Annotated in this window: 21 protein-coding genes, 1 tRNA gene and 1 pseudogene; 15 read left to right on the forward strand and 8 right to left on the reverse strand. The window is 74.3% G+C overall.

Annotated elements, in window-relative coordinates; all coding sequences use genetic code 11:
• Window positions 1–215 precede the first annotated feature (215 nt).
• Window positions 216–291 (forward strand) — tRNA-His (locus ACGFWI_RS14480).
• A 74-nt stretch (window positions 292–365) separates the two neighbouring features.
• Here the strand turns inward: ACGFWI_RS14480 and ACGFWI_RS14485 are convergent.
• Window positions 366–1,016 (reverse strand): NAD(P)-dependent oxidoreductase, encoded by a 651-nt coding sequence (locus tag ACGFWI_RS14485; protein ID WP_393906288.1) that lies wholly within the window; start codon window positions 1,014–1,016, stop codon window positions 366–368.
• A 122-nt stretch (window positions 1,017–1,138) separates the two neighbouring features.
• Here ACGFWI_RS14485 and ACGFWI_RS14490 point away from each other — a divergent pair, with 122 nt between their 5' ends.
• Window positions 1,139–2,044 (forward strand): helix-turn-helix domain-containing protein, encoded by a 906-nt coding sequence (locus ACGFWI_RS14490; protein WP_393906289.1) that lies wholly within the window; start codon window positions 1,139–1,141, stop codon window positions 2,042–2,044.
• A gap of 128 nt (window positions 2,045–2,172) precedes the next feature.
• Here the strand turns inward: ACGFWI_RS14490 and ACGFWI_RS14495 are convergent.
• From ACGFWI_RS14495 to ACGFWI_RS14505, 3 genes and pseudogenes are all read right to left on the reverse strand, one after another.
• A pseudogene (locus ACGFWI_RS14495) lies at window positions 2,173–3,063 on the reverse strand (chitinase); the annotation flags it as partial.
• A 484-nt stretch (window positions 3,064–3,547) separates the two neighbouring features.
• Entirely contained in the window at window positions 3,548–4,978 is a 1,431-nt protein-coding gene (locus ACGFWI_RS14500) for an ATP-binding protein (protein WP_393906290.1), read from the reverse strand.
• Window positions 4,979–5,066: 88 nt separating this feature from the next.
• A complete protein-coding gene (locus ACGFWI_RS14505) occupies window positions 5,067–5,759 on the reverse strand; it encodes a response regulator transcription factor (RefSeq protein WP_393906291.1) in 693 nt (230 codons plus the stop codon).
• 109 nt (window positions 5,760–5,868) lie between these two features.
• On the opposite strand from ACGFWI_RS14505, the gene ACGFWI_RS14510 reads away from it, so the two are divergent.
• Window positions 5,869–6,444 (forward strand): hypothetical protein, encoded by a 576-nt coding sequence (locus ACGFWI_RS14510; protein ID WP_393906292.1) that lies wholly within the window; start codon window positions 5,869–5,871, stop codon window positions 6,442–6,444.
• Between the two features lie 26 nt (window positions 6,445–6,470).
• On the opposite strand, the gene ACGFWI_RS14515 is transcribed toward ACGFWI_RS14510, so the two are convergent.
• Both ACGFWI_RS14515 and ACGFWI_RS14520 read right to left on the reverse strand, forming a co-directional pair.
• Window positions 6,471–7,331 carry a spermidine synthase gene (locus ACGFWI_RS14515; RefSeq protein ID WP_393906293.1) on the reverse strand — a complete coding sequence of 287 codons (861 nt, stop codon included), beginning with the start codon at window positions 7,329–7,331 and terminating at the stop codon, window positions 6,471–6,473.
• A gap of 192 nt (window positions 7,332–7,523) precedes the next feature.
• A complete protein-coding gene (locus ACGFWI_RS14520; RefSeq protein ID WP_393906294.1) occupies window positions 7,524–7,853 on the reverse strand; it encodes a chaplin in 330 nt (109 codons plus the stop codon).
• Window positions 7,854–8,096: 243 nt separating this feature from the next.
• On the opposite strand from ACGFWI_RS14520, the gene ACGFWI_RS14525 reads away from it, so the two are divergent.
• The 9 genes from ACGFWI_RS14525 (at window position 8,097) to ACGFWI_RS14565 (ending at window position 19,358) form a co-directional block, all read left to right on the forward strand.
• Window positions 8,097–9,188, forward strand: coding sequence for a hypothetical protein (locus tag ACGFWI_RS14525; protein WP_393906295.1), 1,092 nt, complete (start codon window positions 8,097–8,099; stop codon window positions 9,186–9,188).
• 62 nt (window positions 9,189–9,250) lie between these two features.
• Window positions 9,251–10,438 (forward strand): glycosyltransferase family 4 protein, encoded by a 1,188-nt coding sequence (locus ACGFWI_RS14530; RefSeq protein WP_393906296.1) that lies wholly within the window; start codon window positions 9,251–9,253, stop codon window positions 10,436–10,438.
• Window positions 10,435–11,931 (forward strand): sugar transferase, encoded by a 1,497-nt coding sequence (locus tag ACGFWI_RS14535; protein WP_393906297.1) that lies wholly within the window; start codon window positions 10,435–10,437, stop codon window positions 11,929–11,931. The genes ACGFWI_RS14530 and ACGFWI_RS14535 overlap by 4 nt, the downstream gene beginning before the upstream one ends.
• Window positions 11,928–13,358 (forward strand): O-antigen ligase family protein, encoded by a 1,431-nt coding sequence (locus ACGFWI_RS14540; protein ID WP_393906298.1) that lies wholly within the window; start codon window positions 11,928–11,930, stop codon window positions 13,356–13,358. The genes ACGFWI_RS14535 and ACGFWI_RS14540 overlap by 4 nt, the downstream gene beginning before the upstream one ends.
• A gap of 5 nt (window positions 13,359–13,363) precedes the next feature.
• Entirely contained in the window at window positions 13,364–15,235 is a 1,872-nt protein-coding gene (locus ACGFWI_RS14545; RefSeq protein ID WP_393906299.1) for a lipid II flippase MurJ, read from the forward strand.
• A complete protein-coding gene (locus tag ACGFWI_RS14550) occupies window positions 15,225–16,046 on the forward strand; it encodes a polysaccharide deacetylase family protein (protein WP_393906300.1) in 822 nt (273 codons plus the stop codon). The genes ACGFWI_RS14545 and ACGFWI_RS14550 overlap by 11 nt, the downstream gene beginning before the upstream one ends.
• Entirely contained in the window at window positions 16,043–17,332 is a 1,290-nt protein-coding gene (locus ACGFWI_RS14555; protein WP_393906301.1) for a glycosyltransferase, read from the forward strand. Before ACGFWI_RS14550 ends, ACGFWI_RS14555 begins: the two co-directional genes overlap by 4 nt.
• Window positions 17,333–17,340: 8 nt before the next feature.
• Window positions 17,341–18,099: a lipopolysaccharide biosynthesis protein gene (locus ACGFWI_RS14560; RefSeq protein ID WP_393906302.1), complete on the forward strand. Its 759-nt coding sequence runs from the start codon at window positions 17,341–17,343 to the stop codon at window positions 18,097–18,099.
• Window positions 18,096–19,358, forward strand: coding sequence for a GNAT family N-acetyltransferase (locus tag ACGFWI_RS14565; RefSeq protein WP_393906303.1), 1,263 nt, complete (start codon window positions 18,096–18,098; stop codon window positions 19,356–19,358). The genes ACGFWI_RS14560 and ACGFWI_RS14565 overlap by 4 nt, the downstream gene beginning before the upstream one ends.
• A 41-nt stretch (window positions 19,359–19,399) precedes the next feature.
• On the opposite strand, the gene ACGFWI_RS14570 is transcribed toward ACGFWI_RS14565, so the two are convergent.
• Window positions 19,400–20,635 carry a glycoside hydrolase family 26 protein gene (locus tag ACGFWI_RS14570; RefSeq protein WP_393906304.1) on the reverse strand — a complete coding sequence of 412 codons (1,236 nt, stop codon included), beginning with the start codon at window positions 20,633–20,635 and terminating at the stop codon, window positions 19,400–19,402.
• A 151-nt stretch (window positions 20,636–20,786) separates the two neighbouring features.
• Between ACGFWI_RS14570 and ACGFWI_RS14575 the strand changes: the two genes are divergently transcribed.
• Window positions 20,787–22,082: an ATP-grasp domain-containing protein gene (locus tag ACGFWI_RS14575; RefSeq protein ID WP_393906305.1), complete on the forward strand. Its 1,296-nt coding sequence runs from the start codon at window positions 20,787–20,789 to the stop codon at window positions 22,080–22,082.
• A gap of 93 nt (window positions 22,083–22,175) precedes the next feature.
• The gene (locus tag ACGFWI_RS14580) at window positions 22,176–23,435 is read left to right on the forward strand and encodes an NAD(P)-binding domain-containing protein (protein WP_393906306.1); all 1,260 of its coding nucleotides are present in this window, start codon (window positions 22,176–22,178) and stop codon (window positions 23,433–23,435) included.
• 60 nt (window positions 23,436–23,495) lie between these two features.
• Here the strand turns inward: ACGFWI_RS14580 and ACGFWI_RS14585 are convergent, their stop codons facing one another.
• Window positions 23,496–23,927 (reverse strand): hypothetical protein, encoded by a 432-nt coding sequence (locus ACGFWI_RS14585; RefSeq protein WP_393906307.1) that lies wholly within the window; start codon window positions 23,925–23,927, stop codon window positions 23,496–23,498.
• A gap of 260 nt (window positions 23,928–24,187) precedes the next feature.
• Between ACGFWI_RS14585 and ACGFWI_RS14590 the strand changes: the two genes are divergently transcribed.
• Complete coding sequence (locus ACGFWI_RS14590) at window positions 24,188–25,636, forward strand: tetratricopeptide repeat protein (RefSeq protein ID WP_393906308.1); 1,449 nt, start codon at window positions 24,188–24,190, stop codon at window positions 25,634–25,636.
• Window positions 25,637–25,732: the final 96 nt, after the last annotated feature.

The following is a 25,732-nucleotide window of genomic DNA, read 5'->3' on the forward strand; positions in this document are numbered from 1 at the left end:
CCCGCAGAGCCTCCCCGCGCACCAGATCGTCCGCGCGGGGGGGGGCGCCCCCCCCGGGGTGGGGGGGGGGGGGGGGGGGGGGGGGGGGCGGCCCCCCCCCCCCCCACCCCACGCCCTCGGTCCCGGGACACGAAATCTGGGCGCGAGCACCCCTTGGGACCCTGTACACTTTTTCTCAGCCGGTGGGGAAAAAGAACCACACAGCACCGGTCATGGTGGGTATAGCTCAGCTGGCAGAGCACCTGGTTGTGGTCCAGGATGTCGCGGGTTCAAGTCCCGTTACTCACCCCACATCAAGGCCCCCGACCTCAGGTCGGGGGCCTTGTCGTTATGGGGGCGTAGAGAGAAGGAGCCGGTGCCGCGGCTCAGTAGCCGACGGTGAAGCGCTCGCCGAGGTGGCGGGGCTGCTCGATCTCGTCGAGGACGGCGACGGCGTAGTCCTCGGCGGTGATCCGGCTGGTGCCCTCGGCATCGGTGATCAGCTCGTCGAGGGCGGTCCGGTAGCTGCCGGTGCGCTCACCGGGCTCGATGGTGGCGGCCGGACTGAGGCTGGTCCAGCGCACATCGGAGACGGACCGGAAGAAGTCCAGCGCATCGCCGTGGGCGTGCATGATCTGCAGCAGGAACTCGGGGAGGCCCTCCGTGTCCCAGACCTGCGTGCCGCCCGGGGTACGCAGCGAGCCGGCGCCGCCGACGGAGATCAGCCGGGGTGCGGTGTCGCCGAGGGTGCGCAGACCGGCGACGAGGGACTCGGCGGCGGGCCTGATCGTGGCGACATGGCCCGGTCCGTCGCCGCCGCCGACCGCGCTGACCACGACGTCCTGGCCCTTGGCCGCGGCGGCGACGGCGGCCGGATCGAGGATGTCGCCGGTGGTCACGGTCAGGTCCGGATGGGTCGTGGTGATCTTCGCGGGGTCGCGGACGACCGCGGTGACCCGGTGGCCGCGCCGGAGGGCCTCGTGGCGGATGCGGCTACCGATGGTGCCGTTGGCCCCGAAGAGAGCGATCGTGGACATGGTGGTCTCCCAGCTGTTCTGTGCGTCCGGGCAAGGACTTCCGTTTTCCGTCAGCTGCCGCGCTGACGTCTTCTACGCTAGGGGGACCAGCGGGACATTTTGGGGTAGCGAGGGGACCAGCGATGGTCAAAAAGCGACAGGAGGGCGGGGAGCCCGTTCCGGAGATCCCGGAGGTGGCGTTCTCCGCGCCGGCCGGGCGGCCGAGGGGCGTGGAGGTGATGACGCTCGCGGAGCTGCGGGCGCGTGCGGACGCCTGTCAGCTGTCCACCCCGCACCGCCCCGGTTTCCACCATCTGCTGCTCCTGGACGGCGGCCGGCTGGTGCACAGCGTCGACTTCCGGGAGCACGTCCTGGCGCCGGGCGATCTGCTGTGGTCGCGCCCGGGGCAGGTCCAGCACTTCGGTGATCTGACGGGCGCGAAGGGGCGGCTGGTGCTCTTCGAGGCCGGCTTCCTGGACCCGGCGACCGCGACCGCGGCCCGGGTCGAGGACTGGTACGGGCCGCCGGTACGGCATCCCGAGGGCGCCGCGGCCCGGGGCGTGGACGAGGCGATGCGGCAGCTGCACGGGGAGTTCGGGGCGCTGGGCGGGCTGCCGCTGGAGATCCATCTGGACGTGCTGCGGCATCTGCTGGCCGTACTGGTGCTGCGGGCCGCGTATCCGGGCGGGGAGGCGGACGGGGACGGGTCCTGTGCGGCGGGCGCGACCTATCTGCGCTTCCGGGACGCGGTGGAGCGGGACTTCACCCGCAGCCGCCGGGTCGCCGACTACGCCCGCTCGCTGGGCTATGCGCCACGCACCCTCTCCCGGGCCACCGAGGCCTCCGCGGGGGTGGGGGCCAAGGAGTTCATCGACCGGCGGGTGGTGCTGGAGGCCAAGCGGCTGCTGGCGCACGGCGATCAGTCCGCGGCCCGGATCGCGGACCGGCTGGGCTTCGACGACGCCACCAACTTCAGCAAGTTCTTCCAGCGGCAGACGGGCACCACCCCGATCGCGTTCCGCACGGCCGTACGCAGCGGTGCGGGCTGAGGACGTGCCGCGTAAGGGAGTTGTGGCGCGGACGGCGGACGGCGGGGCGCAGCGGTGGGGGGAATATCCCGCTGCGCCCCGCCTCTGGGGCGAGCGGCCCGGTTGGGGGCCCGGGCCGCCGGTGGGGGTCAGCCGGTGTACGCGCCGAAGGCCTTGGTGAAGTCCAGCGGGCCCTGCTCGATGGAGCTGCAGGTCGGCTGCGCGGAGTTGCCGGCGCCGCCCGGGCAGGCCTTGTCGCGGGTCCCGGACCACATCGACAGCCAGGCCAGGTGCTTGTCCTTGGCGAACTTCACCAGTTCGGTGGCGTCGTCGGTCTTGAAGACCTCGCTCTGGACGTCGTTGACACCGATCATCGGGGTCACGGCCACGGTCTTCCAGGCGTCCGCGTCGCTCAGGCCGAGCGCCTTCTTGATCTGGCCCTGGGTGGCGGTGGCGGCCTGGGTCGCGTAGGTGCCCATGTCGCCGTTGTAGGAGGGGCCGTAGTCCATCGCCATGATGTTGACGGCGGAGATCTTGACGCCGTTCTTCTTGGCGTCGGCGACCAGGTTCACCCCGTCCTGGGTCAGGCCCTCGGGCAGGACCGGCAGGGTGAAGGAGACGTCCAGGCCGGGGTGCTTCTTCTGGAGCTGGGTGATGGCCTGGGCGCGGCGGGTGTTGGCGCCGGTGTTGGGCAGCGCACCGCCCTCGATGTCGAAGTCGACCTTGGTGAGCTTGAACTGGTCGATGACCTTGCCGTACGCGGCGGCCAGCTCGTCCGCGGAGCCGCAGACCAGCCCGAGTTCGGAGCCGGTGGCGCCGCCGAAGGAGACCCGGACATCGCCGCCGGCCTTGCGCAGGGCGGGTATCTGCTGGGCCACCGGGTCGTTGCCGAGCTCGCCGGAGCCGCCCCACTTGGGGGTACAGCCGCCGCCGGAGGTGACGAACGCCAGGTTGAAGTTCTTCACCCCGGTCTTCTGGGCGGTGCCGGCCAGGTCGTAGGCGGGGGCGAGCGAGGTGTCGACGTACGGGGCGAAGCCGGCCGCTGCCTGTGCGGTGCCGGTGGTCCGCGGCGCCTTGGCGGCCAGGGCGGAACCGGCGATGGCGAAGGCGCCGCCGGCCGCGACCACGGCGGCCGCGCCGCTCACGATCAGCTTGGTGGTGCGGCTCTTGCGCCGGCGGTGTGCCGAGGAACTCATCTCGTGCCTGCCTGTCGTCACATGGGGGGCTGGGGTGCACCGTGGTGCGTCCCGCACGCTAGCGGCAGCGAAACGGACAAATGCCGGGATCGGTACGGCGGTTGGCAGAATTATGTCCGCCTTAAGGCAGCGGAAGGGGGTGGTTAAGAGCCCCCGGCCCGGAGCCGTCCCGCAGCCCCGTGCGCCGGACGGGCGCCGGACTCGTCGGAGCCGCCGGACCCACCGGAACTCGTTGGCCCCATGGGACCCGTCAGGCCCGCCGGACCCGCCGGACCCGCCGGACGAGTCGGCCCCGCCGGACCCGCCCCCGGGAGTGTGACGACACCCCCTACGAGCCGGTGCGCGCCGCCCGCCGCCCGCGGGTGCGCAGCGTGCGGCGCAGCCGGTGGCCGCGGCGGGTGCCGAGGCGGGCGCGCCGGTCGTCCAGCGCCAGCCAGATCCGGATCTCGGTGCCGCCGAGGACGGAGCGGCCGATGCGCACATCGCCGCCGGTGGACTCGGCCAGCCGCCGCACGATGTCCAGGCCGAGGCCGGTGGAGCCTCCCCCGGCTGCCGCCGGTCGGTGCCCCCGCCCGCCGCCCGACCAGCCGCGGCGCAGTGCCGCGTCCGGGTCGGCGATGCCGGGACCGGCGTCCGAGACCAGCACGATCACCGCCTCCTCCGCGTTGTGGACGTCGACCGCGAAGGCGGTGCCCTCGGGGGTGTGGCGGAAGACGTTGCCGAGCATCGCGTCCAGGGCGGCGGCGAGTTCGGGGCGGGCGACGGGGACGCGTACCGGGCGGTCCGCGCCGGCGATGCGTACGGTACGGCCCTCGTCCTCGGCGAGCGCCGACCAGAAGCCCATCCGCTCGCGGATCACCTCTGCGGCGTCACAGCCGGCCGCGGCGGTCGCCTGCGGGGTCTGAGCCTTCTGCTCACGGGCGGTGCGGATGATCTGGTCGACCTCGCGCTCCAGCTGCTCGACGGCGGCCCGGGTCTGCTCGGCGGCCGAAGTGTCGCCGAGCGAGGCGGCGTTGAGCCGGAGGACGGTCAGCGGGGTGCGCAGCCGGTGCGAGAGGTCGGCGGCCAGTTCGCGCTCGTTGGCCAGCAGCTGGACGACCTGGTCGGCCATGGCGTTGAAGGCGCTGGCCGCGGAGCGCAGTTCCTTGGGGCCGTCCTCCGGGACGCGGACGCCGAGCTTGCCCTTGCCGAGGTCGTGGGCGGCGCCGGCCAGCCGTTCCGCGGGCCGCACCATGCGGGTGCCGAGCCGGTCGGCGACGGCGACCGAGCCGATGATCAGCGCGAGGCCGACCCCGGCGAGCACCACCCAGGAGGTGGTGACGCCGTTGGTGAGGGCCGCGTCGGGGACGAAGACCTCGACGACGGCGATGCCGGAGGCGACGGCGGTCGGCTGGAGGAGCGAGGAGCCGCCGGAGACCGGGGAGATGGAGGCCCGGCCGAGCTTCGCGGCGGCCTCGACATCCCGCTGCGCGGCGCGCCGGGAGCCGATCTCGGCGGGCTTGCCGTTCTTGCCGCTCGCCGGGACATGGACACCGATCCGCCCGCCGGGACCGGTCTCGGCGCTGGCGACGGCGCGCTCCAGCTGGGTGCGGTCGGTGGTGATGGCGAGGACCGGGCCGATGGTGGCGGCCTGCCGCTCGGCGTTGGAGTAGGCGCGGTCGCGGGCCAGCTCCTTGACGACCAGTCCGAGGGGGACCGCGAACGCGACCACGACCATGGCGGTGACCGCCAGCGCCACCTTGACCAGGGCCCATCTCACTGTGTCTGATCCTTCGCTTCTCCGCCCGCGAGGCGCAGAAGTGCAGCTCTCGCCGTCCTCTGCGGCCCGGCGGCCTCGCGCGCGACGCTCACCGCGGTGGCTCCAGCTTCACGCCGACGCCCCGCAGGGTGTGCAAGTACCGGGGCTTCGCGGCGGTTTCGCCCAGCTTGCGGCGCAGCCAGGACAGATGGACGTCGATGGTCTGGTCGTCGCCGTAGGACTGCTGCCAGACCTCGGCGAGGAGTTCCCTGCGGGGCACGACGACGCCGGGACGCCCGGCGAGGAAGGCCAGCAGGTCGAATTCCCTGCGGGTCAGATCGAGTGCGGCGCCGTCCAGTTCGGCCTGCCGGCGCAGCGGGTCGATGGACAGTCCGCCGACCCGGATCACTCGTGAGGGCGGTTCCGCGCCGGCCGCGGTGGCCCGGGAGCGGCGCAGTACGGCCGACATCCGGGCCGAGAGGTGCTCGACGGAGAACGGCTTGGTGAGGTAGTCGTCGGCACCGTCGTTCAACAGCCGGACGATTTCCGCCTCGTCGTCCCGGGCGGTGGCGATGATCACCGGGACATCGGTGATTCCGCGGAGCATCTTCAGCGCCTCGCCCCCGTCCAGATCGGGCAGGCCGAGGTCGAGGATGACGACGTCGAAGCCGACGTGCGCCACCTCGCGGAGCGCCTCCAGAGCGGTTCCGACGCTGCGTACGGTGTGGGCGGCCTCGGTCAGATGCCGGATGAGGGCCGAACGTACGAACTGGTCGTCCTCGACGACGAGCACACGTGCCATGGGCGGCACCGTACGCCATTCGGGCGAGGTTCTTCGCCCGAGGCTGACGCCGCAAGGGCGCACTCCGGCGTGCTGGACGGGCTGCAACGGGGCGGGCCGGTGGTGCAGTATGAGCCGAATGCAACGAGGACTGGTTCACGCGGCGGCCTGGACGCTGGCGACCGGCGCCGCGGTCACCCTGTCGTGGTTCGGCGTGCACACCGTGCTGTCCGGCACGGCGTACGACGCCCCGCGCGCGCTGCCGATCTCCGACCAGGTGGCCTCGGCAAAGGGGCGGCAGGACGACGGCGCCGCACCGCGCGTCTCCTCCACCCACCGCCCCAAGCCGTCCCGGTCACCCGCCCACAGCCAGGCGCCCGCCGACGGCAAACCGTCACGCCCGGCCGGCCCGTCCGCCAGCGGCACCCCCCGGTCGCAGTACCCGAACACCACCTCGCCGGGCGGCTCGGCCTCCGACGGCCGGGTCAAGAGCTACGCCACGGCGGGCGGGCGGGTGGTCTTCGACATGGACGGCCGGTCCGCCGAGTTGGTGTCGGCGACCCCGAACTCGGGCTGGGAGATGCAGGTGTGGAAGCAGGACGGGTGGATCCGGGTCGACTTCTCCGGCGGTACCTCGCATACGTCCGTGTTCTGCACCTGGAACGGCCATCCGCCGACCGTGCAGACCAGCGACCACGGGACGTAGACCCGCCCGCGCGACGCGGCCCGGCGTCAGTCGAAGGCCGCGGCCGGCGGGGCCGGTGAGGCGAGGGCCGTGGCGTCGGTGACCGGTGCCGCGCCGCCGGTGAAGTCCAGCAGCGCCCGGCCGTGTTCGACCCGTCCGGCCTGCGGATCGGTGGCCGCCCGCCGGGTCAGTTCGGCGACCGGCAGCTGCCCGTCGGCAGCCAGCAGAACGGCGTTGCCGAAGCGCTTGCCGCGCAGTACGGCCGGGTCGGCGGTCAGACACAGCTCGGGGAAGACCGTACGGGCCGTGGCGATCTGGCCGCGCAGAAACCGCAGCGGCGGCCCGTCCGCGAGGTTCGCCGCGTAGAACCCGCCGGGCCGCAGCGCCCGGTGTATCTCCGTCAGGAATTCGGTGCTGGTCAGGTGCGCGGGTGTGCGCGCACCGCCGAAGACATCGGCGATGATCAGGTCAGCCCAGCCGTCCGGGATCTTCGCCAGGCCGGCGCGGGCGTCGCCGCCGCGCACCCGTATCCGCCAGCCGCTGTCCAACGGCAGCTGCCGGCGCACGAGTTGGACGAGCGGTGCGTCGAGCTCCACCACCTGCTGGGTGGACCGCGGGCGGGTCGCCGCGACATAGCGGGCCAGGGTCAGGGCGCCGCCGCCGAGATGGACAACGCGCAGCGGTTTGCCCGCGGGCCCGGCCAGGTCGGCGACGTGCCCGAGCCGCCGCTGATAGGAGAAGTCCAGATAAGCCGGGTCGTCGAGGTCCACATGGGACTGCGGGGCACCGTCGATCAGCAGCGTCCAGCCGCGCGGCCGGTCCCGGTCGGGCCGTAGCTCGGCAAGCCCGCCGTCCACCGTCTCCGTGACGGATTCCGGTCCGCCGCGTCCGCGTCTGCTCTTCGCCATGCCCTCCAGTATGGCCCCTGCCCCGAAGGCCATATCCGCTGGTCAGCGAAGTACTTCCGGCCGGACGGCCGGGGTGGGGCGCCCGGACGTACGAGGCAGAGTGGCGGACCGCCCGTGACCGAGGTCAGGGGCGATCCGCCAACTGCACATTACGACCCATGCCGGCCCGACATCCTGCGGACCGGCGTCGGGTCACCTGTTGATGCAGACGTTCCCGAAGGCCGGGTTCAGCAGCCCGGGCACGTTGAGGCTGTTGCCGCACACATTGATCGGGATGTTGATCGGAACCTGGACATTGTTGCCGCTGAGGATGCCCGGGGAGCCGGCGGCAAAGCCCGCGGCATTGGCACCGCTCCGGTGGCTGAAGAGATTCCGGTGATCGTTGCGGTAACGCTCGTTGTCATAGTAACGACCGTGGCGACCGTGGTGGCCGTCCCCGCTGGCTGATGCGACGCCTGCGCCACTTAGCACGATGGCACAGCCGACCGCAGCCGTTGCGGCGGTCTTAACAAACCGCTTCATCCCATTCTCCTTTCAGTTCGTGAATGGGGCAACCGGTCACAACGAGCGAAATGAGTCAGGGGTGCGGATGTTCCCCCGTCCGGGAAAATGTTAGCCCTTCTGGCAGTAAGAGGGTGGCGCCGGCGGAGTTAGTATTCCGCTGACCGGAATCCCGACGGGGATCCGGCGTGCCTGCCGCGGTTTCCAACATGATTTCTGTCAGAGTGCTCTCCAGTTTGACTGATTGAAGTCGGAGAGGAAGACATGCGGAAGTCGATGGACCGCACAGCGCGCGGCGTCGTATGCGCACTGACCTCCTTGGCATTGTCCGCCGCCCTGTCTTCGGCGTCAGCCGCGCCGACTCCCAAGGAATCCGCGCGAATTCCTTTCCACGAGCGCTATCACGTGACCCAGCACGGCGGTGTCACGCGCGCGGCCAACTCCTCAGTCACCTGCAGGACGGCGTTCCGCCGCGCGGCCACCCCGTGCGCGGCGGTGCAGCAGGGCGGCGCCGGCCTGAACGGCCACTACCGGATGGCGTACATCGACGTCGACTCCGACGCCCACACCTACAACTCCAGCAGTGCGGACCTGCGGATCCCGGCCGGCTCCCGGGTGAGCTACGCCCGGCTGTACTGGGGCGGCAACCTGCGGGCCGGCGAGCAGAAGCCCGCCAAGGACAACGGCCGGGTGCTGATCGCCGAGCAGGGCGGCCGGTACAAAGAGGTGCGCGCCGACACCCTCACCGGCCACCGCACCACCTCCGCGACCGACGGTTTCCAGGCCTCGGCGGACGTCACCCGGCTGGTGCGCAAGAGCGGAGCGGGCGCCTACACGGTGGCCCAGATCAATGCCGCGATGGGCCATTCCCCGGCCGGTGCCTGGGGCGGCTGGACACTGGTGGCCGCCTACGAGAACAGCAAGCAGCCGCTGCGCAGAATCGCCCTGTGGGACGGCTTCCAGCCGCTGGGGCCGGACCGTCGCAGCTTTTCGGTACGGCTGAATGGATTGCATATCCCGGCTCATTCCCATGGCCTCGCCGGTGTGGTGGCGTACGACGGTGACCGGGGCCGTGGAAATGACGCGCTCGCCGTCCGGGCGGGCCGGCACCACGTGCAAAAGGTGCGGGATACCGCCAATCCGGCTAACGACGTGATGAACTCGACGATCACCGAATTCGGCCGGCAGACGAAGCGGCTGCCCGCCTACCGCAACACTCTCGGATTTGATTCCGACGTATTCGACATCACTCCCGCGCTGCGGTCCGGCGGCGACCGGCTCACTTTCCGCTTCACCACCCGCAGTCCGGGATATCTGCTCGGCGCGCTCTTCCTCCAGACCGATACCAGCCGCTGAGCGGCGCGCCCCGGCAATTCCCGCAGAGACTTCTGTCAGCTCGGCAATCAGGGGAGCAGTGCGTGCTGCCACAAGACCTGCAGTGCCAAGAGCGGCCAACGGTTCTCCATGTCTCCCGGCCCGTCGACGGCGGGGTCGCCCGGGTCGTCACCGACCTGGTGCGGGCCCAGGTGGCGGCGGGACTGCGGACCGTGGTGGCCGCGCCGCCCGGCGGCGAGTTGCACCGGGGCGCCGCCGCGGCGGGCGCCGAGGTGGTCTCCTGGCCGGCCCGCCGCTCCCCCGGCCCGGCGCTCGCCGGTGAGACCGGACGGCTGACCCGGCTGATCCGGCAGGCCGGCCCGCACCTCGTCCATGCGCACAGCGCCAAGGCCGGGCTCGCCGCCCGTCTGGCCGTCCGGGGCCGGATCCCGACGGTCCATCAGCCGCACGCCTGGTCCTTCGAGGCGGTCGGCGGGACGGCGGCGCGGCTGGCGCTCGGCTGGGAGCGCTACGCCGCGCGCTGGGCGGACCGGGTGCTGTGCGTGAGCGAGGCGGAGCGGCTGCGGGGCGTCGAAGCGGGGGTGCCGGCCCGGTGGGCGGTGATCCGCAACGGGGTGGACCTGGACCGCTGTATGCCCGCGTACCGCGAGGAGGCGACGCGGCGGGCGCTGCGCCGCGACCTGCCCGCGCTCGGCGATCTGCCGCCGGAGGCGCCACTGGTGGTGTGCGTGGGACGGCTGTGCACGCAAAAAGGGCAGCTGTCGCTGTTGCGGGCGTGGCCCGCGGTCGTCGCGGCCGTCCCGGACGCCCGGCTGGTCCTGGTCGGCGACGGCCCGGACCGGGAGCTGCTGCATGCGGCCGCACCCCCTGGTGTGCGTTTCGCGGGCGCGGCACGGGACGCCGTCCCCTGGTACCGGGCGGCGGATCTGGTCGTCCTTCCGTCACGCTGGGAAGGCATGGCGCTGGCTCCTCTGGAGGCGATGGCCTGTGGCCGCCCCGTGGTGCTCACCGATGTCGGCGGGGCCCGCGAGAGCCTGCCGCCCGGGGCCGCCCCGCACTGTCTGGTGCCGCCCATGGATCCGGCCGCCCTGGCGCAGGCCGTATGCGGTCTGCTGACCCGCCCTCAGCTGCGCAGGGCGCTGGGCCACCGCGCCTTGGAGCACATGCGGGCGGCGTACGACGTGCGGCACACCGCGGCGGCGGTCCTCGGGCTGTACCGCGAACTGCTCGGTGTGGCGTGCCCGGAGAGCAGGGAGCGGCTCAGCAGATGACGACGGAGAGCGCGGACGCGCCCCATTCCGCCCGGGTCCTTCCCCCGTCGGCGGTCCCCCGGCCGACGGCCGCCGCGGTCCACCCGCCCCGTGGGCCGGGCCTGCAGACCCTGCCCCCGCCCCGGCCCGGCCGCGGCGTACGGCGTCGGACCGTCGTCCCGCTGATGGCCGCCGACGGCCTGGCCACCGCGGGCACCGCGCTGCTCGTCCTCGGGACCGGTACGGCGCCGGCGGCACTCGCCGCCATGGTGCTGGGCCTGCTGCTGCTCCACTCCCAGGCCGGTCTCTACCGTCCCGGGCCCGCCCCGAACGTGCTGCACGACCTGCCGGCGCTGCTGGGCCGTGCCGCCGTCTGCTGGTGCGCGGCGGCCGCGGTGCTCGCCGCCGTGCATCCCGGGCAGGCGCTGACCGCCGCCCTGCTGGCGGGTGCGGTGGCGGCGCACACCCTGCTGGTCTGCGGCGGCCGGGCCACGGTCCACCGGGCGCACCGCAACGCCGCCCGCCGCCGTCCGCGCGCCACTCTGATCGTCGGCACCGACCCGGCCGCCCGGCAGCTGGCCGCCGTGCTGCACGCCCACCCCGAGTACGGCATGCGCCCGGTGGGCGTGGTCACGCCGGCGTCGCTGCCGCCCGGCGGGCCCGAGGCGCCCCCGGCCCGCGGGAGGCTGCCGCGGCTCACCTCCGCGCAGGACATCACCCGGGCCGTCATCCAGCACACCGTGCGGGACGCGGTGTTCACGCTGTCGCCGTACGGCGATCCGCACACCGCCGCGCTGCTGCGCCGCTTCATCGACCAGGGCTCGGCGATCTGGCTGGCCGGCGCGGCGGCCGCCCGCGAGGGCCGCCCGCCGCATGCGGGCACCGACCAGCTGTGGGGCTTCGCCTGCCGGCGGCTGGACACCGCCCCGCCACGGCACGGCGGCCGGTGCAAGCGGGCCCTGGACCTCGCGCTGGCCGGCCCGGCGCTGGTGGTCGCGGCCCCGGTGCTGCTGGGCTGTGCGCTCGCGGTACGGCTCGCCGACGGGCCCGGTGTGCTCTTCCGGCAGGAACGTATCGGCCGGGGCGGGCGCAGCTTCACCCTGCTGAAGTTCCGCACCCTGCACCCGTGCGACGCGCACGAGGAGGCGACACGGTGGACCGTGGCGGACGACGCCCCGATGAGCCGGGTCGGCCGGCTGCTGCGGCGGACCGCGCTGGATGAGCTGCCGCAGCTGTGGAACGTGCTGCGCGGCGATATGAGCCTGGTCGGGCCGCGCCCGGAGCGCCCCTTCTTCGTCCGGCAGTTCACCCAGGCCTACCCGGAGTACGGCGCCCGGCACCGGATGCCGGCGGGCATCACGGGACTTGCGCAGGTGCACGGGCTGCGCGGCGACACCTCCGTCGAGGACCGGGCCCGCTTCGACAACCTCTATATCGACAGCTGGTCGCTGTGGCAGGACATCCGGATCATGCTGCGCACGGTGGCCTCGCTGGTGCGGCGGGAGGGCGGATGAGCGCGGGTGCGCCGGCGTCCGCGCTGTCGGGGCCGTGGCGTACGGCCGTCCGGTCCTGGGCGCCGGCGGTGCACCGGGCACCGCTTCTCCCGGCGACGGCGACCGTGGTGCTGCTGTGCGCACCGGCCGGCAGCGCCGAGGTCACGGCGTTCGGCAAGGTCACCCCGGCGGATGTGGCGTCCGCCGTGCTCGTGGTCTGCTGCGCACTCCGTCTGCTGCGGCATCGCGCCCGGCCGCTGAGCCGGACGGCCGCGCTCGTTCTGGGCGCGCCGGTGGCGGGGCTGGCGCTGGCCACCGTCACGTCCGGCGACCCGGCGGCGAGCCTGCCGGGCCTCGTCCGTCATCTGCAGATCTTTGTGCTGGTGCCGGCCGCGCTGCTGCTGACGCTGCGCAGCGCACGGGATTTCCGGGTAATGGCCGGGTCGCTGGTGTTGCTGGCCCTGGTGCAGGGCGCGATCGGTGTCCATCAGTATCTGACCGCGACGGGTGCCTCTTATATGGGGCACGACATCCGGGCGGTCGGGACGTTCGGTCCGCTGGATGTCATGGGGATGGCCACGGTCGTCGGGTACGGCCTGACGGCCGCGCTGGCGCTGGGCCTTGCGCCGGCCGCGGACGCGCCGGGATGGGTGCGGCCGGCCGCCCTGTGCAGCGCGGCGGCGCTGGTGCTTCCGCTGACGCTGTCGTTCAGCCGGGGCGCCTGGATCGCCACCGCGGTGGCCGTCGGCGTCGTCCTGCTGCTGGCGGGGCCGCGGGTGGCGGCGGGGGCGCTGGCGGTGCTGGTCGCGCTGGCGGTGGTGCTGGTCGGCGGGGCGGGGGTGGGCTCCGCCCTGCTCGGCGAGCGGCTCGCGAGCATCACCGCGGTCTCGGACGCCCCGGACCGGTCGGTCACCGACCGGTACACCCTGTGGGCCGCCGCGGCCGGTATGTGGCACGACCACCCGCTGACCGGCGTCGGCCTCAAGGAGTTCCCCGTCCACCGCGACGGTCACGCCTCGCTCGGTCTGTCCTCGGGCGGCGACACCGCGGGCGCCGGAGTGGCCTTCCGGCGCGAGCCGTTGCTCTCACCGCACAACATGTATCTGCTGGCCCTCGGCGAGCAGGGGCTGATCGGCGCCACCGCGCTGGTGGGCAGCTGGGCGGCGCTGCTGGTGTGCGGGCTGCGGAGGCTGTGGCGGGTCCGCCGGCGGGCGGTGGCCGGGCGGCGCGTGGGCGCCCCGGACTGCGGCCCGGCGGACTGCGGCACGGCGGACTGCGGTCCGGTCGCGATCGGTCTGCTGGTCTGGCAAGCCGTCGACTTCCTCTCGTCCGACATCGGCGGCCCCTCGACGGTGCTGAGCGCGGTGCTGTTCGGGCTGGCCGGCTGGTGGGCGCTGGAGCCCGGTCCGGTACCGGAGCCCGAGGGCGTCGGGACGGCGACGCGATGAGGGACATGAGGGCACGGGACGCAGAGGTGCGGGACGCCACGGCGCGGGGCGCAGGGATGCGGGACGCCGCAGCGTCGGGCGCGACCGCGCCGGATGCCACCGCCGGACACGGGGCGGGCGTGGCGGCGCTGCCGGGCCGGACGGCCGCCTCCGTACGCCAGGAGGGCGTCCTCGCCTGCCCCTGCCCGCCCGCCCGTCCCGGCCGTCCCGCACCGCCCGGTGGCCCCGGCCCGCTCGGCCGCGTTCTGGCCCGCGCCGCCGCGATCACCGCGCTGCTGACCGCCGCCGGTTCGCTGTGCGGCCTGCTGCGCGACCAGACGCTCGCGCATCTCTTCGGCGCGGGCCGTGACAGCGATGCGTTCCTGGTCGCCTGGACCGTGCCCGAGACGGCGGCCACGCTGCTCATCGAGGACGCCATGGCGCTGCTGCTGATCCCCGCGTTCAGTCAGGCCCTGTCCGCACGGGCCGAAGCCGCCGACGGCGCCCGCGCGTTGCCGGGCGACGGCCGTGACCCCGTGCGGGCCCTGCTGACCGCCACCTTCCCCCGGCTGTTCGGCGCGCTCGCCTGCGGCTCCGCGCTCCTCGCGCTCGGCGCTCCGCTGCTCGTCCGGCTGCTGGCGCCCGGACTCGCCGCCCCGGCCCCGGCCGTGGCCTGTACCCGGCTGACCGCGCTGACCGTCCTCACCTTCGGTACCGCCGGCTACCTCAGCGCGGCGCTGCGCGCCCACCGCAGCTTTGCCGCACCCGCCGCGATCTACGTGGCGTACAACCTCGGCATCATCGGGACCACGCTGGCGCTGCACTCCGCGTGGGGGGTGCGGGCCGCCGCGGCCGGGGTCGCGCTCGGCGGCGTACTGATGGTGCTCGTACAGCTCCCGGCGTTCGTACGGCAGTTGCCGGGGCGCGAACGACGCCGGCACACCCCCCCACCCCCGAACCCACCCCCCGCCCCCTCCCCCGAAGGGGGAGAGGGGGAGGGGGCGGGGGAGAGCTCCCGGCCCCCGCTCCCCCACTCCCCCCTCCTCGGCCTCCCCCTGCTCGCCCCCGTCGTCTGCTTCGCGCTGGGCCGGCAGTCCCAGGTCCTGGTCGAGCGGTTCCTCGGCTCCTCGTTGCCGGCCGGTGCCATCTCGCATCTGAACTACGCGCAGAAAGTCGCCCAGCTGCCGATGGTGCTCTCGCTGATGATCTGCACCATCACCTTCCCCGTGGTGGCCCGCGCGGTCGCCGACGGTGAGACGGCGACGGCCGGGCACCGGGTGGAGCGGGATCTGACGCTGGCCGGGCTGGTGGTGCTGCTGGGCGGGGCGTATGTGATCGCCTGTGCGCCGCAGATCATCGAAATCCTCTTCCAGCGGGGGGCGTTCACCGCGGCGGACACCGCGGCCACCGCGTCGGTGCTGCGGGTGTACGCGCTGGGGCTGCTCGGCCACAGCCTGGTCGGTGCGCTCATCCGGCCGTTCTTCGCCGCCGCCCGGCCCACCTGGTACCCGGCCGCCGCGATGGCCACCGGACTGCTGATCACCGTCGTGACCGGGGTGTGCGCGGTCCGGTGGTGGGGCGTCCACGGCATCGTGGCCGCCAACGCGGCCGGCATCACGGCCACCGCACTGCTGTTGCTGCGCGGCCTCGGCACCCGGGTCCTCGCCCTGGACGTACGCCGGGTCGCCGCCGGACTCGGGCGGCTGGTGCTCGCCGCCGCCGTGGCCGCGGCGGCCGGTGGCCCGCTCGCGGCGCTGTCCGCCTCGCCGCTGCCCGGCGCGGCGGCCGGTGCGCTGCTGGTACCCGCCGTCTTCGCCGGCACCGCCCTCGCCGTTCGGGCCCCCGAGGTCCGGCAGTTGCTCCTCGCCGTCAAAGGAAAGCTCGCCCATGTCCATTGATCCGGCGCCCTGCCGCGCCGTTGCGCCCGTGCCCGCCGCCCGCCGTGCCCGCCACGGCCGCGGCGCCCCGCCGTGGGTGCTCATGTACCACTCGGTCGCCGAGGCCACCGAGGACCCGTACCGCCTCACCGTCTCCCCCGGCCGGCTGGACCGCCAGCTGCGCTGGCTGCGGGAGCGCGGGCTGCGCGGCGTCGGCGTCGGCGAACTGCTGCGCGCCCGCGCCGCCGGACGGGACGCCGGTCTGGTCGGGCTGACCTTCGACGACGGCTACGCCGACTTCCTGACCGGCGCGCTGCCGCTGCTGCGCCGGCACGGCTGCACCGCCACGGTGTTCGTGCTGCCCGGCAGGCCCGGCGGCGACAACGCCTGGGACCCGCTGGGTCCCCGCAAACCGCTGCTGACCGAGGCCGGTATCCGCGCCGTCGCGGACGCCGGTATGGAGGTCGGCTCCCATGGGCTGCTGCACCAGGACCTGACCGCCGCCGACGACACCGCCCTGGCGCGGGAGTCCGCGGCCGGCCGGCGGCGGCTCGCCGAGCTGACCGGCCGGGCCCCGGACGGCTTCTGCTATCCGTACGGCGCCGTCGATGGCCGGGCGATCGCGGCGGTGCGCGCGGCCGGCTTCGGCTACGCCTGCGCCATCGACCCCGGCCCGCTGACCGGCCGGTACGCCCTGCCGCGGGTCCACATCGGCGCCGCGGACACCTGCTGGCGGCTGCACCTCAAACGCGCCCTGCACCCGCTGCGGCGCCGTGCGCTGCCCCCCGACGAGACCACCACCCCGGCCGCTACCCCAGGAGGCATCCGGTGAAGGTTCTGCACGTCATTACGGGCCTCGACGTGGGCGGCGCCGAGCAGCAGCTGAGGTTGCTGCTGCGCCGGCTGCCCGCGCACTGCGAGGTCATCACCCTGACCCGTCCGGGCCCGGTTGCCGACGGCATCGAGGCCGACGGCACTCCCGTCACCCACCTCGGTATGACCGGCAACCGGGATCTGACCGCGCTCCCCCGCCTCGCCGGACTGATCCGCGGCGGCGGCTACGACCTGGTGCACACGCACCTCTACCGGGCCTGCGTCTACGGCCGGATCGCCGCCCGGATGGCGGGCGTCCGGACCGTGGTGGCCACCGAGCACTCGCTGGGCGATGCGGTCATCGAGGGGCGCCGGCTGACCCGTGGCGTCCGCACGCTCTACCGGGCCACCGAACGGCTGGGGACGGCGACGGTCGCCGTCTCGGACACCGTCGCCGCCCGGCTGCGCCGCTGGGGCGTACCGGAGGAGCGGATCCATGTGGTGCCCAACGGCATCGAGGCGCACCGTTTTGCCTTCGACCCGGCCGCCCGGGCCCTGGTCCGCACCCGGCTGGGGCTGCCGCTGGACGCGTTCGTGGTCGGCGGCGTCGGCCGGCTGGTGCCCGGCAAGCGGTTCGACGTTCTGGTCCGGGCGGTGACCCAACTACCGGGTGTGCACCTGCTGTTGGCGGGCGCGGGGCCGGAGCGGGAGATGCTGCGGCGGATGGCGGAGCAGTTCGGCTCGGGCGACCGGATCCATCTGCTGGGCGAGCGCGACGGGGCGGTCGACGCCGCGTTCGGCGGGCGAGCGGCGGACGGGCGGGGAACCGAGGGGCGAGGAGCCGACGGGGCCGACATCCCCGGCCTGCTCTCGGCCATCGACGTCTTCGTCTCGCCCTCCCCGGAGGAGGCGTTCGGGCTGGCAGTCCTGGAGGCGCTCGGGTCCGGGCTGCATGTGCTCTACGGCAGCTGCCCGGCGGTCGACGAACTGCCCGCCGACCAGGCCCCCGGCGCCCGCCACTTCAGCCTCGGTGTTCATGAACTCGCCACCGCCCTGCGGGAGTTGCGGCGCCTGGGGCCGGGGCGGCTGCCGGTCCCGCCGGTGGTGCGGCGCTATGACATCGCCCGCAGCGCCGAGGCGCTGATGTCCGTGTACGAGCAGGCGGTGGCCGTCGCCCCGGCGCGGCACCGGAGCCCCGCGGCGGTGCCCCCGCCGCAGGGCCGCTCGGCGGCGCTCCCCGCGGCCGCCGTGTCGCTGCCGGATCCGTCCCGGTCGCCCGACCCGTCCCCGCTCTCGAACAGGTAGGCACCGCCATGGCCACATCCGCGCGGAGAGAGACGCGGGAAGCACAGGGAGCGGCCGCGGGCGCCGAGAGGGGACGAGGAGCGGCCCTCGGGTCCGGGCCCGGCGCGCGGCAGGCGCGCGGGCGCCTCCGGGCCCGGTGGCGCCGGCTGCCCCGCTGGTGGCCGCTGCCGCTGTGCGCCCTGCTCGGCGCGTCCGGCGGCGCGGCGTACGGGCTGCTGCAGCCGCCGGAGTACGCCGCGACCAGCTACGTCGTGGTGGTCCCCGCCAAGGGCTCCGACCCGGCGGCCGCACTCGGCTTCGCCCAGGCGTACGGCCGGGTCGCGACGAGTGGGGCGGTGCTCGCCGACGCGCACCGGGCCGCGCACGTACCGCTCGGCGCGCTGCGCGGCGGGGTCCGCACGATGACCTCGCCGGACGCCCCGATGATCGAGATCACCGGCACCGCACGGTCCGCGCGCACCTCGGCGGTGCTCGCCAATGCGGTGGCCCGTTCGCTGGCCAGGACGGGCAACGGGACCGCCGCCCGCACCGGCGCCGAGCTCCTGGTCTTCTCCCGCGCCTCGGCCCCGGCCGCCCCGGCGTCGCCGTCCGCGCCGCTGTCCACCGGGGTGGGGGCCTGCGCGGGCGGTCTGCTGGGCGGTCTGCTGCTGCTCGTACGGCCGTCACGGGAGCGGCAGCGGACGGGGCACGCCGGGGCGGTTCCGGCACCGGCGCATGCCGCGGCCGCCTCAGGCGCCGTACCGGCGGCCGAGGACTCCGTGCGATGACGGCCCGGCGGACCGCGGACCGGGCGCCCTCGACGGTGCCGGCCCCGGCGCACCGGCCGGCCCGCCCGGAAACCGCCGGGGCCGCCGGTGCCGCCGGGCGCCCTGAGGCCACCACGGCCGTCCCGCTGTCGGCGACGCTGTGCCGGGACCCGGAGCGGTTCGCCGCGCTGGCCGCCGACTGGCGGGCGCTGCACCGCAACTGCCGGGCCGCCACCCCGTTCCAGAGCCACTCCTGGCTGTCGTCGTGGTGGCTGTCGTACGGGACGCCGGGACGGCTGCGCATCGTTCTGGTGCGCCGGGCCGGGCGGCTGGTGGCGGCGGCGCCGCTGATGCTGACGTACCGTCCGCTGCCGGTGCTGGTGCCGCTCGGCGGCTCCATCTCGGACTTCTCCGACGTCCTGCTGGACGACTCCTGCCCCGGCCCGGCGGCCGAGGCGCTCGCCGCCGGGCTGCACCGGGCGGCCCGCGGTGCCCTGGTGGATCTGCGCGAGGTGCGGCCCGGCGCGGCCGCCGAGCGGCTGTACGCGGCCTGGCCCGGCCCGCGCCGCAGGCTCGACGACTCGGTCTGTCTGGAGCTGCCCGGGGTGCCGATGGACGCACTGCTGGGGCGGCTGGCCGGCTCCCGCGCCCGCCGGGTCCGCGCCAAGCTCCGCAAGCTCGACGCGCTGGGCATCGAGGAACACTCCGTACCGGCCCGGGAAGTGCCCGCCTCGGTACACCACATGCTGTATCTGCACGGGCTCCAGTGGCAGGGCCGGGGCGTGACACCGGAGCATCTGCGGCCCCGGTTCGCCGCTCATCTGGTGCGCGCCACCCGGGAGATGGTCGGCAGCGGTGAGGCGGTGCTGACCGAGTACCGGATGGACGGCCGGGTGATGGCCGCCGACATCATGCTGATGTCCGCCGACCTGGCCGGCGGCTATCTCTTCGGCGCCCACCCCGAACTGCGCGAGCGGAAGGTGGACATCACCACCATGCTGATGCGCCATGACGCCCGCCATGTCGTCGACACCGGCCGCGGCGCGCTCAGCCTGCTGCGCGGCACCGAGCCGTACAAGCAGCACTGGCGCCCGGTGCCGGTGACCAATCAGCGGCTGCTGCTGTCCCGGCGCGCGCTGGCGCCGGCGCTGCGGCTCCACGCGGCGCAGGTGACCGGCCGGGCGCTGGCCGCCGACGTGGTCCGCGAACGGCTGACCCCGCTGCACGGGCTGCGGGCGCGGCTGAACACCTGGCAGGCGAAGGGCGCGACCAGGCGATGACCTTCCGGTGCACGGGCCCGCGGCGATCCGCCGCGCCGGGCTCACTCCTTCTTGCCGAGCGGCTGGTGGATCGTGTCGACGCGCAGGCCCGCCCCGCGGACGCCGGACGGGCGCTCGATGCGCTCCCCGAGGCCGACGGGAACACAGTCCGGCCGGGACGGCGACGGGGCGGGAGCCGGCGTGGGCGCCGGGACGGGAGTGGGCACCGGCGTGGCCGGCGGGCCGTCGGGCGGCGTGGGGGCCGGGGTGGGCGCGGGCAGGCTGTGCAGCGCCGCGCGAAAGGCCCGGGCGGCGCGCGGATTCTTCCGGCACTGCCACACCCCGTGCGGGCAGTAGTCGGTGATCGTCTGGTAGAGCGGTCGGTGCTCGGCGATCCAGGCCAGCATGCGCGTGACGAATTCGGCATTGTCGCCGTTACGGAACAGTCCCCATTCCGGGTACGAGATCTGCTTTGTGTGCGCGGCCGCGAAATCCGCCTGAGCCTGGAGCCCGTACGGCTGGTGAATCATCTCGTCGAAGGTCTCCCCGGCCGGCTGGTCATAGGAATCCATGCCGACGATGTCCACCACCCCGTCGCCGGGGTAGCACGCGGTCCAGCCGATCGCATCCATCCCCCGGGACGGCGCGAAATCGAAACGGAATGCCTGTCCGGGCACCGAACGCATCGCGGTGACGATCCGGTTCCAGTACACCTTCCAGGCGTGCGGATCAGGCGCGCAGCGATGCGTGTAGGTGATGCCGTTCATCTCCCAGCCGAGGGTGATCACGGTGTCCGGCACCCCTGCGTCGACCAGATGCCGGGCCAGCGTGCGGAAATGCCCGTCGAAGCGGCCGGCCGCGGCCTGTTGCAGCAGCCGGCGCACCTCGGCATCCGGCAGCCGCGCCTCGTTGCGCTCCATCATCGGCACATTCAGCACGAACATCCGGCCCGCCGCGGCGCGCCGCCATTGCGCCCACGGCCGCAGGAACTCCGGCTCTCCCTCGATGTCCGCCCAGCGGCCGCCGGGAAGATAGGTGTGGCCGACCCGGACCTCCGTACCGCCGAGCCAGCGCTGCAGACCGGTCAGCCGCCGCACGCCCTCCGCGTCGGATCCCAGGAAGGCGCCCAGCGCAACCGGCGCGAGCGGAACGTCAGCGGCGGGTGGCGGTCCGGGATTCCGTCCCTCCCCGGTACCGCCGATGCGGTCGGTGGCGGAGACGAAATGGCCGGCGGCGAGCAGACACATCGCGATCGCCCCGAGCGCGGCGCCCGTCAGTCTCCGGCTTCGCTGGGACATTCTGACTCCTTCGGGGAAGCCCGCGGTCCGGCGCGCTGATCCCACGACGGTAATCAGCAGATAACCCGTACGGGCGGCCCGAACGCATTCGGATAGCCCATTAGCGCATTCCGTCCCCCACACGGTCCATGGAAGTGAAGGGCTCCGCGCCATGTCATCGTTCGACACCGATGTGCCCGTACTGCTGCTCCGGCTCGATACCAACCCCTTTCACCACGGCACCCTCGGCGCGGTCAGATCCCTGGGCCGGGCGGGAATCGAGGTGCACGCCGTGGTCGCATCGGCGCGCGGCCCGGTGGGCCGGTCGCGGTATCTGCACCGGATGTACGAACTCCCGCCCGGACCGGTGGCACACGGCCCGCTGCTGGACTTCCTGCGCACGGTCTCCGAGGGCATCGGCAGGCCCGCCGTCCTCATCCCCCTGGACGACCGGGGCGCGATCGCCGCGGCCCGGCTCGCCGGCCGGCTGCTGGGCCGCTATCTGCTCCCCGCCCAGCCCGCCGACCTGCCCGAGCGGCTCGCCGACAAGGCCGAACTCGCCCTGCTGTGCCGGGAACTGGGCCTGCCGCACCCGGCGACCGCCGTCCCCGCCGACGCCCAGCAGGCCGCCGACGCGGCGGAGGAACTGGGGCTGCCGCTCGTCGCCAAGTGGAGCCGTCCGTGGCTGCTGCCCCCGTCCGCCGGGCTGCGCAGCACCACCTTGGTGCGCACCCGTGACGACGCCCGCCGGCTATACGGGCTGACCGAACGCGCCGGCAGCGCCCTGCTGTTGCAGCGCCGGCTGGCCGGCGGCCCGGACACCGACTGGTTCTTCCACGGCTGCTTCACCCGCGGCGGCGCCTGTCTGATCGGCGGCTCGGGCCGCAAGGAACGCGCCTGGCCGCGCGGTACGGGCCTGACCGCGGTCGGCCGCTGGCTGCCCAACCCCCAGGTCGAACGGGCCGCACTGCGGCTGGCGGGGCATCTGGACTACCGAGGCATCCTCGACCTGGACTTCCGCCGGGACGCGCACGGCCGCTATCACCTCCTCGACTTCAACCCCCGGCCCGGCGCCCAGTTCCGGCTCTTCACCGACCCGTCCTCGGGGCTCGATGTCGTCCGGGCACTGCACCTGGACCTCACCGGCCGCACGGTGCCGTTCGCGCGCGGCGCCCCGGGGCGGCTCTTCCGCGCCGAGAACTACGCCCTGCTCTCCGCCGTCGCCACGGCCTTCGCCGAACGCCCCGCGGCCCGCCCGCCGGGCACCGCACGGGCCCGGCGCCAGGGGGTGGAGCGGGCGTGGTTCGCCGCGGACGATCCGCTGCCGTTCCTCGCCATGACCGGATCGTGGCTGCACAGCGGACTGCGCAAGGGCGCGCACCGCGGGCGCACCACCCCACCGGACAGCGCCGCCCTCCCCTCCCGCCCGGAGCCCGCCCAACCACTCGGGGCACCCCAACGGCCTTGAGGGGCGGGGGAACCGCACCCCCGAATCGCACCACCCCGCACAACCCGCACCGCACAACCCGCACCGTACAAAGAGAAAGAGCAGGGAACTTCCATGTACGACCTCGTGGTGGTGGGCGCCGGCCCCTACGGACTCTCGATCGCCGCGCATGCGGCGGCGGCCGGACTGCGGCTGCGGGTCCTGGGCCGGCCGATGGCCTCCTGGCGCGACCACATGCCCGACGGCATGCTCCTCAAGTCCGAGCCCTGGTCCTCCAACCTCTCCGACCCGGACGGCCGCCACACCCTGGCCGACTACTGCGCCGCCCACGACCTGACCGCCGAGCACGGCGTCCCGCTGCCCCTCGACACCTTCACGGCGTACGGCAGATGGTTCGGCGAACAGGCGGTGCCGCAGGTCGAAGACGTCACCGTCACCTCCGTACGCCCGGACGGTGACGGCTTCCACGTCGAGACGGACACCGGCGAGCGGATCGCGGCCCGGACCGTTGCGCTCGCCGTCGGTGTGATGCCGTTCGTCAACCGCCCCTGGCCGCTGCTCGAACTGCCCCCGGACCTCGCCTCGCACAGCAGCGACCACCGCGATCTGCGCCGTTTCTCCGGCCAGGACGTCGCCGTGATCGGCTCCGGCCAGGCCGCGCTGGAGACCGCGACCCTGCTCGCCGAACAGGGCGCCCGGCCCCGCGTCGTGGCCCGCGCCGACCGGCTGCGCTGGAACGGCCCGCCGCAGCCGCTGGAGCGCGGCCGGCTGCGCGCACTGCGTGACCCGCACTCCGGGCTCGGCACCGGCTGGCCGAGCTGGATGTGGTCGGAGGTTCCCTGGGCGGTGCGCCGGCTGCCCTCGGCGACCCGGGTACGTATCGCCGAGACCGCGCTGGGCCCGGCCGGCGCCTGGTGGCTGCGGGAGCGCTTCGAGCCCGCGGTGCCGGTCCTGCTGAGCCACCGCGTCCGGGCGGCGACCCCTCAGGGCGACGGGGTGCGGCTCCACCTCACCCATACGGATGGCAGTACCGAGACCCTGGACACCCGGCACGTGGTCGCGGCCACCGGATTCACCACCGACCTCGGGCGGCTGCGGCTGCTCGTCCCCCAAGTGCGCACCACACTGCGGACGGTGGGCGGCAGCCGGGCGCCCGAACTGAGCTCCGGCTTCGAATCGTCCTGGCCCGGGCTGTTCTTCGCGGGGCTGCTGAGCGCCCCGTCGTTCGGCCCGTCGATGCGCTTCGTGCACGGCACGGCCTTCACCGCGGCGCGGCTGCTGCGCGGCGTACAGCGCCGGCTCGGCGACCGGCGCGGCGCCACCACCATCCCCCGCCCGGCGAGGGACAGCACACCGGCCGCACAAGGGACGTAGGGCGCAGGCGTCCAGCACGTCAGGGGTCGTCCGGCACCGGCCGGACGGCCCCTGTCCGGCTCACTGGCAGCGGTCGACGGCCTCGATCGTGCGGGCCGCCTCGCCGAGTGCCGCGCGCAGCACGGCCGGGTCGGTGGCGGCGGCGCCCGCGCCCTCCGGGGGCACCAGCCAGCCGGTGCCGGTCACCGGCGGCTCCACCGGTGACCCTTCACCGCACAGCGCACCCAGCGCGAGGCCCCGCCCGGAGGTCTGGGTACACGCGCTGCCCGGCACGTCCCAGCCTGCGGCGGTACCCGCGGGCACCACAAAGCCGAGGGTGTCGCAGGGGCCGTCGTGCAGCACCGGGCCGACGCCGTCCCGCAGCCGGAGGATGTCGACGGCTTCCAGCCCCTGCCGGGCGGGCACCGTCACGAGGTCGCACGACTGCTCCGGTACGGCCGGTGCCCCGTCTGCGACGGCCTGGCCCGCGGACCCGTTGCCACCCCTGCTCACGCCGGTCTCCCACACGGGGAACCCCTCCTCCTGCACGCACCGGACCCTTTACACCGACTTCAACGGTCAGACGTGTCAACAGCTACGGCGGCGTAACGCTGCAAAGGATGGCAGTTCATGGCAGATCGTGCGCGAGATATCCGATTTGTAGCCAAACTGTGCGTATCGGAGCCATCACAGCCGGTACGGTCATCCCGCCGCACCGCCAGGAGGCGGCATCGCCACCTGATGGCACGGAGAGGGCACGGAGAGGGTCCGCCATGGCGTCGCCAGCAGCAAGTTCAGCGTCGTCCCGCACCGTACCCGTCCGCCCGAACCTCGCTTTCCGACAGCTGCGCGGCCGGCTGTCGCCAGGCGAGTTCGCGGCGGCGGTCCGACGGTCCGCCCGTGAGATCGGTGAGCAGGTCTCGTGCGACGCCCGCTATGTGGGCCGCGTCGAGTCCGGGGAGATCCGGTGTCCGAACTACGCCTACGAGCGGGTGTTCCGGCACATGTTCCCGGGGTTGACGCTGCCCGACATGGGCTTCGCGCCGCGCGAGGCGGTACGCGGACGGGGGGCGCGTACGGCGGCGGTCAGCGCCGCGCCCCTGGCAACCGACCCCGACCACCGCGATACCCGTATCCAGATCTGCGAGGAGAGCGACGTGCTGCGTCGCGCGTTCATCACCGGCGGCCCGGCAGCGGCCCTGGGCTTTGCCGCCCTGCATCCCATCGAGGCCGCTGCCGCCGCCCCGCCCGCCCATGTCCCTGGCCCCCGCGTACCGGCCGGCGGCCGTGCCGGTGCCGCCGAGGCCGCCGCCGTCGAGGAGGCGGTCCGTCAGATCAGACTGCTCGACGACCGGCACGGCGCGGAGGGCATCTACCGCCGCGCCACCCAACCGCTGCACGCCGCCTACGAGTTGCTGGACGCGGGCGTACAGCGGCGCTCGGTGGCCGACCGGCTGCACGCCGGGGCGGGTGAACTCGCCATCACCGTCGGCTGGCTGGCGCATGACTCGGGCCGTTTCGGCGACGCCCGCTCGCACTACGCGGAGGCGCTGGCCACCGCCCGGGTCTGCGGCGATGCCGGCCTGGAGGCGCACGCCTTCTGCAATACGGCCTTTCTCGCCCGCGACGCCGGCCGTCCACGCGAGGCGGTGCGCGCCGCGCAGGCCGCGCAGCAGGCCGGCAAGCATCTGGCCTCGCCGAGGTTGCTGTCGCTGCTGGCGCTGCGTGAGGCGGGCGGCTGGGCGGGGCTGGCGGACCGCTCCGGCTGCGAGCAGGCACTGGTCCGGGCGGAGCGGCTGTTCGCGGGCGGGCCGCGGGACGGCGACCCGGAGTGGATGACGTTCTACGGCGAGGCCGAACTGGAAGGCCTGCAGGCGCAGTGCTGGTCGGCCATGGGCGAAGCGGGGCGCGCGGTGGAACACGCGCGCCGGGCGGTAGCGCTGCAGGATCCCCACTTCACCCGCAACATCGCCCTGTTCACCGCGGAGCTCGCGGGCGATCTCGCGGCCAGCGGTGCGCCCGAGGAGGCCGCCGCGGCCGGGGTCCGGGTGCTGACGCTGCTGACGCAGGTCCGTTCGGCCCGTATCCGTACGATGCTCGACGGCACGGCCCGTACGCTGCGGGCGCATCGCGACTGCGGCGCGGTCGCCGACTTCCTGGAGCGGCACGCGGCATCGGCCGCCTCCGAGGACGGGCCACCGGTCCCGGACTCCACCTGCTGACCCAGCTGGGCTGGGCGGTTCCGCGGCGGTTCCGCCTACCTCGGCCGGGTGTTGTGCCCACCGGGCGTCCCCCAGCCGAGATGCCCGGTGGAGCCC

This window comes from Streptomyces sp. NPDC048434 (assembly GCF_043200375.1).
Taxonomy (GTDB): domain Bacteria; phylum Actinomycetota; class Actinomycetes; order Streptomycetales; family Streptomycetaceae; genus Streptomyces.

What these genes read in the sequence shown, in the direction of transcription:
- ACGFWI_RS14505 (WP_393906291.1), bottom strand. Translation starts at nt 5,759, where the DNA reads ATGGCACGTGTGCTCGTCGTCGAGGACGACCAGTTCGTACGTTCGGCC.
- ACGFWI_RS14590 (WP_393906308.1), top strand. Translation starts at nt 24,188, where the DNA reads ATGGCGTCGCCAGCAGCAAGTTCAGCGTCGTCCCGCACCGTACCCGTC.
- ACGFWI_RS14510 (WP_393906292.1), top strand. Translation starts at nt 5,869, where the DNA reads ATGAGCCGAATGCAACGAGGACTGGTTCACGCGGCGGCCTGGACGCTG.
- ACGFWI_RS14545 (WP_393906299.1), top strand. Translation starts at nt 13,364, where the DNA reads ATGAGGGCACGGGACGCAGAGGTGCGGGACGCCACGGCGCGGGGCGCA.
- ACGFWI_RS14535 (WP_393906297.1), top strand. Translation starts at nt 10,435, where the DNA reads ATGACGACGGAGAGCGCGGACGCGCCCCATTCCGCCCGGGTCCTTCCC.
- ACGFWI_RS14575 (WP_393906305.1), top strand. Translation starts at nt 20,787, where the DNA reads ATGTCATCGTTCGACACCGATGTGCCCGTACTGCTGCTCCGGCTCGAT.
- ACGFWI_RS14580 (WP_393906306.1), top strand. Translation starts at nt 22,176, where the DNA reads ATGTACGACCTCGTGGTGGTGGGCGCCGGCCCCTACGGACTCTCGATC.
- ACGFWI_RS14550 (WP_393906300.1), top strand. Translation starts at nt 15,225, where the DNA reads ATGTCCATTGATCCGGCGCCCTGCCGCGCCGTTGCGCCCGTGCCCGCC.
- ACGFWI_RS14565 (WP_393906303.1), top strand. Translation starts at nt 18,096, where the DNA reads ATGACGGCCCGGCGGACCGCGGACCGGGCGCCCTCGACGGTGCCGGCC.
- ACGFWI_RS14560 (WP_393906302.1), top strand. Translation starts at nt 17,341, where the DNA reads ATGGCCACATCCGCGCGGAGAGAGACGCGGGAAGCACAGGGAGCGGCC.
- ACGFWI_RS14570 (WP_393906304.1), bottom strand. Translation starts at nt 20,635, where the DNA reads ATGTCCCAGCGAAGCCGGAGACTGACGGGCGCCGCGCTCGGGGCGATC.
- ACGFWI_RS14515 (WP_393906293.1), bottom strand. Translation starts at nt 7,331, where the DNA reads ATGGCGAAGAGCAGACGCGGACGCGGCGGACCGGAATCCGTCACGGAG.
- ACGFWI_RS14525 (WP_393906295.1), top strand. Translation starts at nt 8,097, where the DNA reads ATGCGGAAGTCGATGGACCGCACAGCGCGCGGCGTCGTATGCGCACTG.
- ACGFWI_RS14520 (WP_393906294.1), bottom strand. Translation starts at nt 7,853, where the DNA reads ATGAAGCGGTTTGTTAAGACCGCCGCAACGGCTGCGGTCGGCTGTGCC.
- ACGFWI_RS14540 (WP_393906298.1), top strand. Translation starts at nt 11,928, where the DNA reads ATGAGCGCGGGTGCGCCGGCGTCCGCGCTGTCGGGGCCGTGGCGTACG.
- ACGFWI_RS14485 (WP_393906288.1), bottom strand. Translation starts at nt 1,016, where the DNA reads ATGTCCACGATCGCTCTCTTCGGGGCCAACGGCACCATCGGTAGCCGC.
- ACGFWI_RS14490 (WP_393906289.1), top strand. Translation starts at nt 1,139, where the DNA reads ATGGTCAAAAAGCGACAGGAGGGCGGGGAGCCCGTTCCGGAGATCCCG.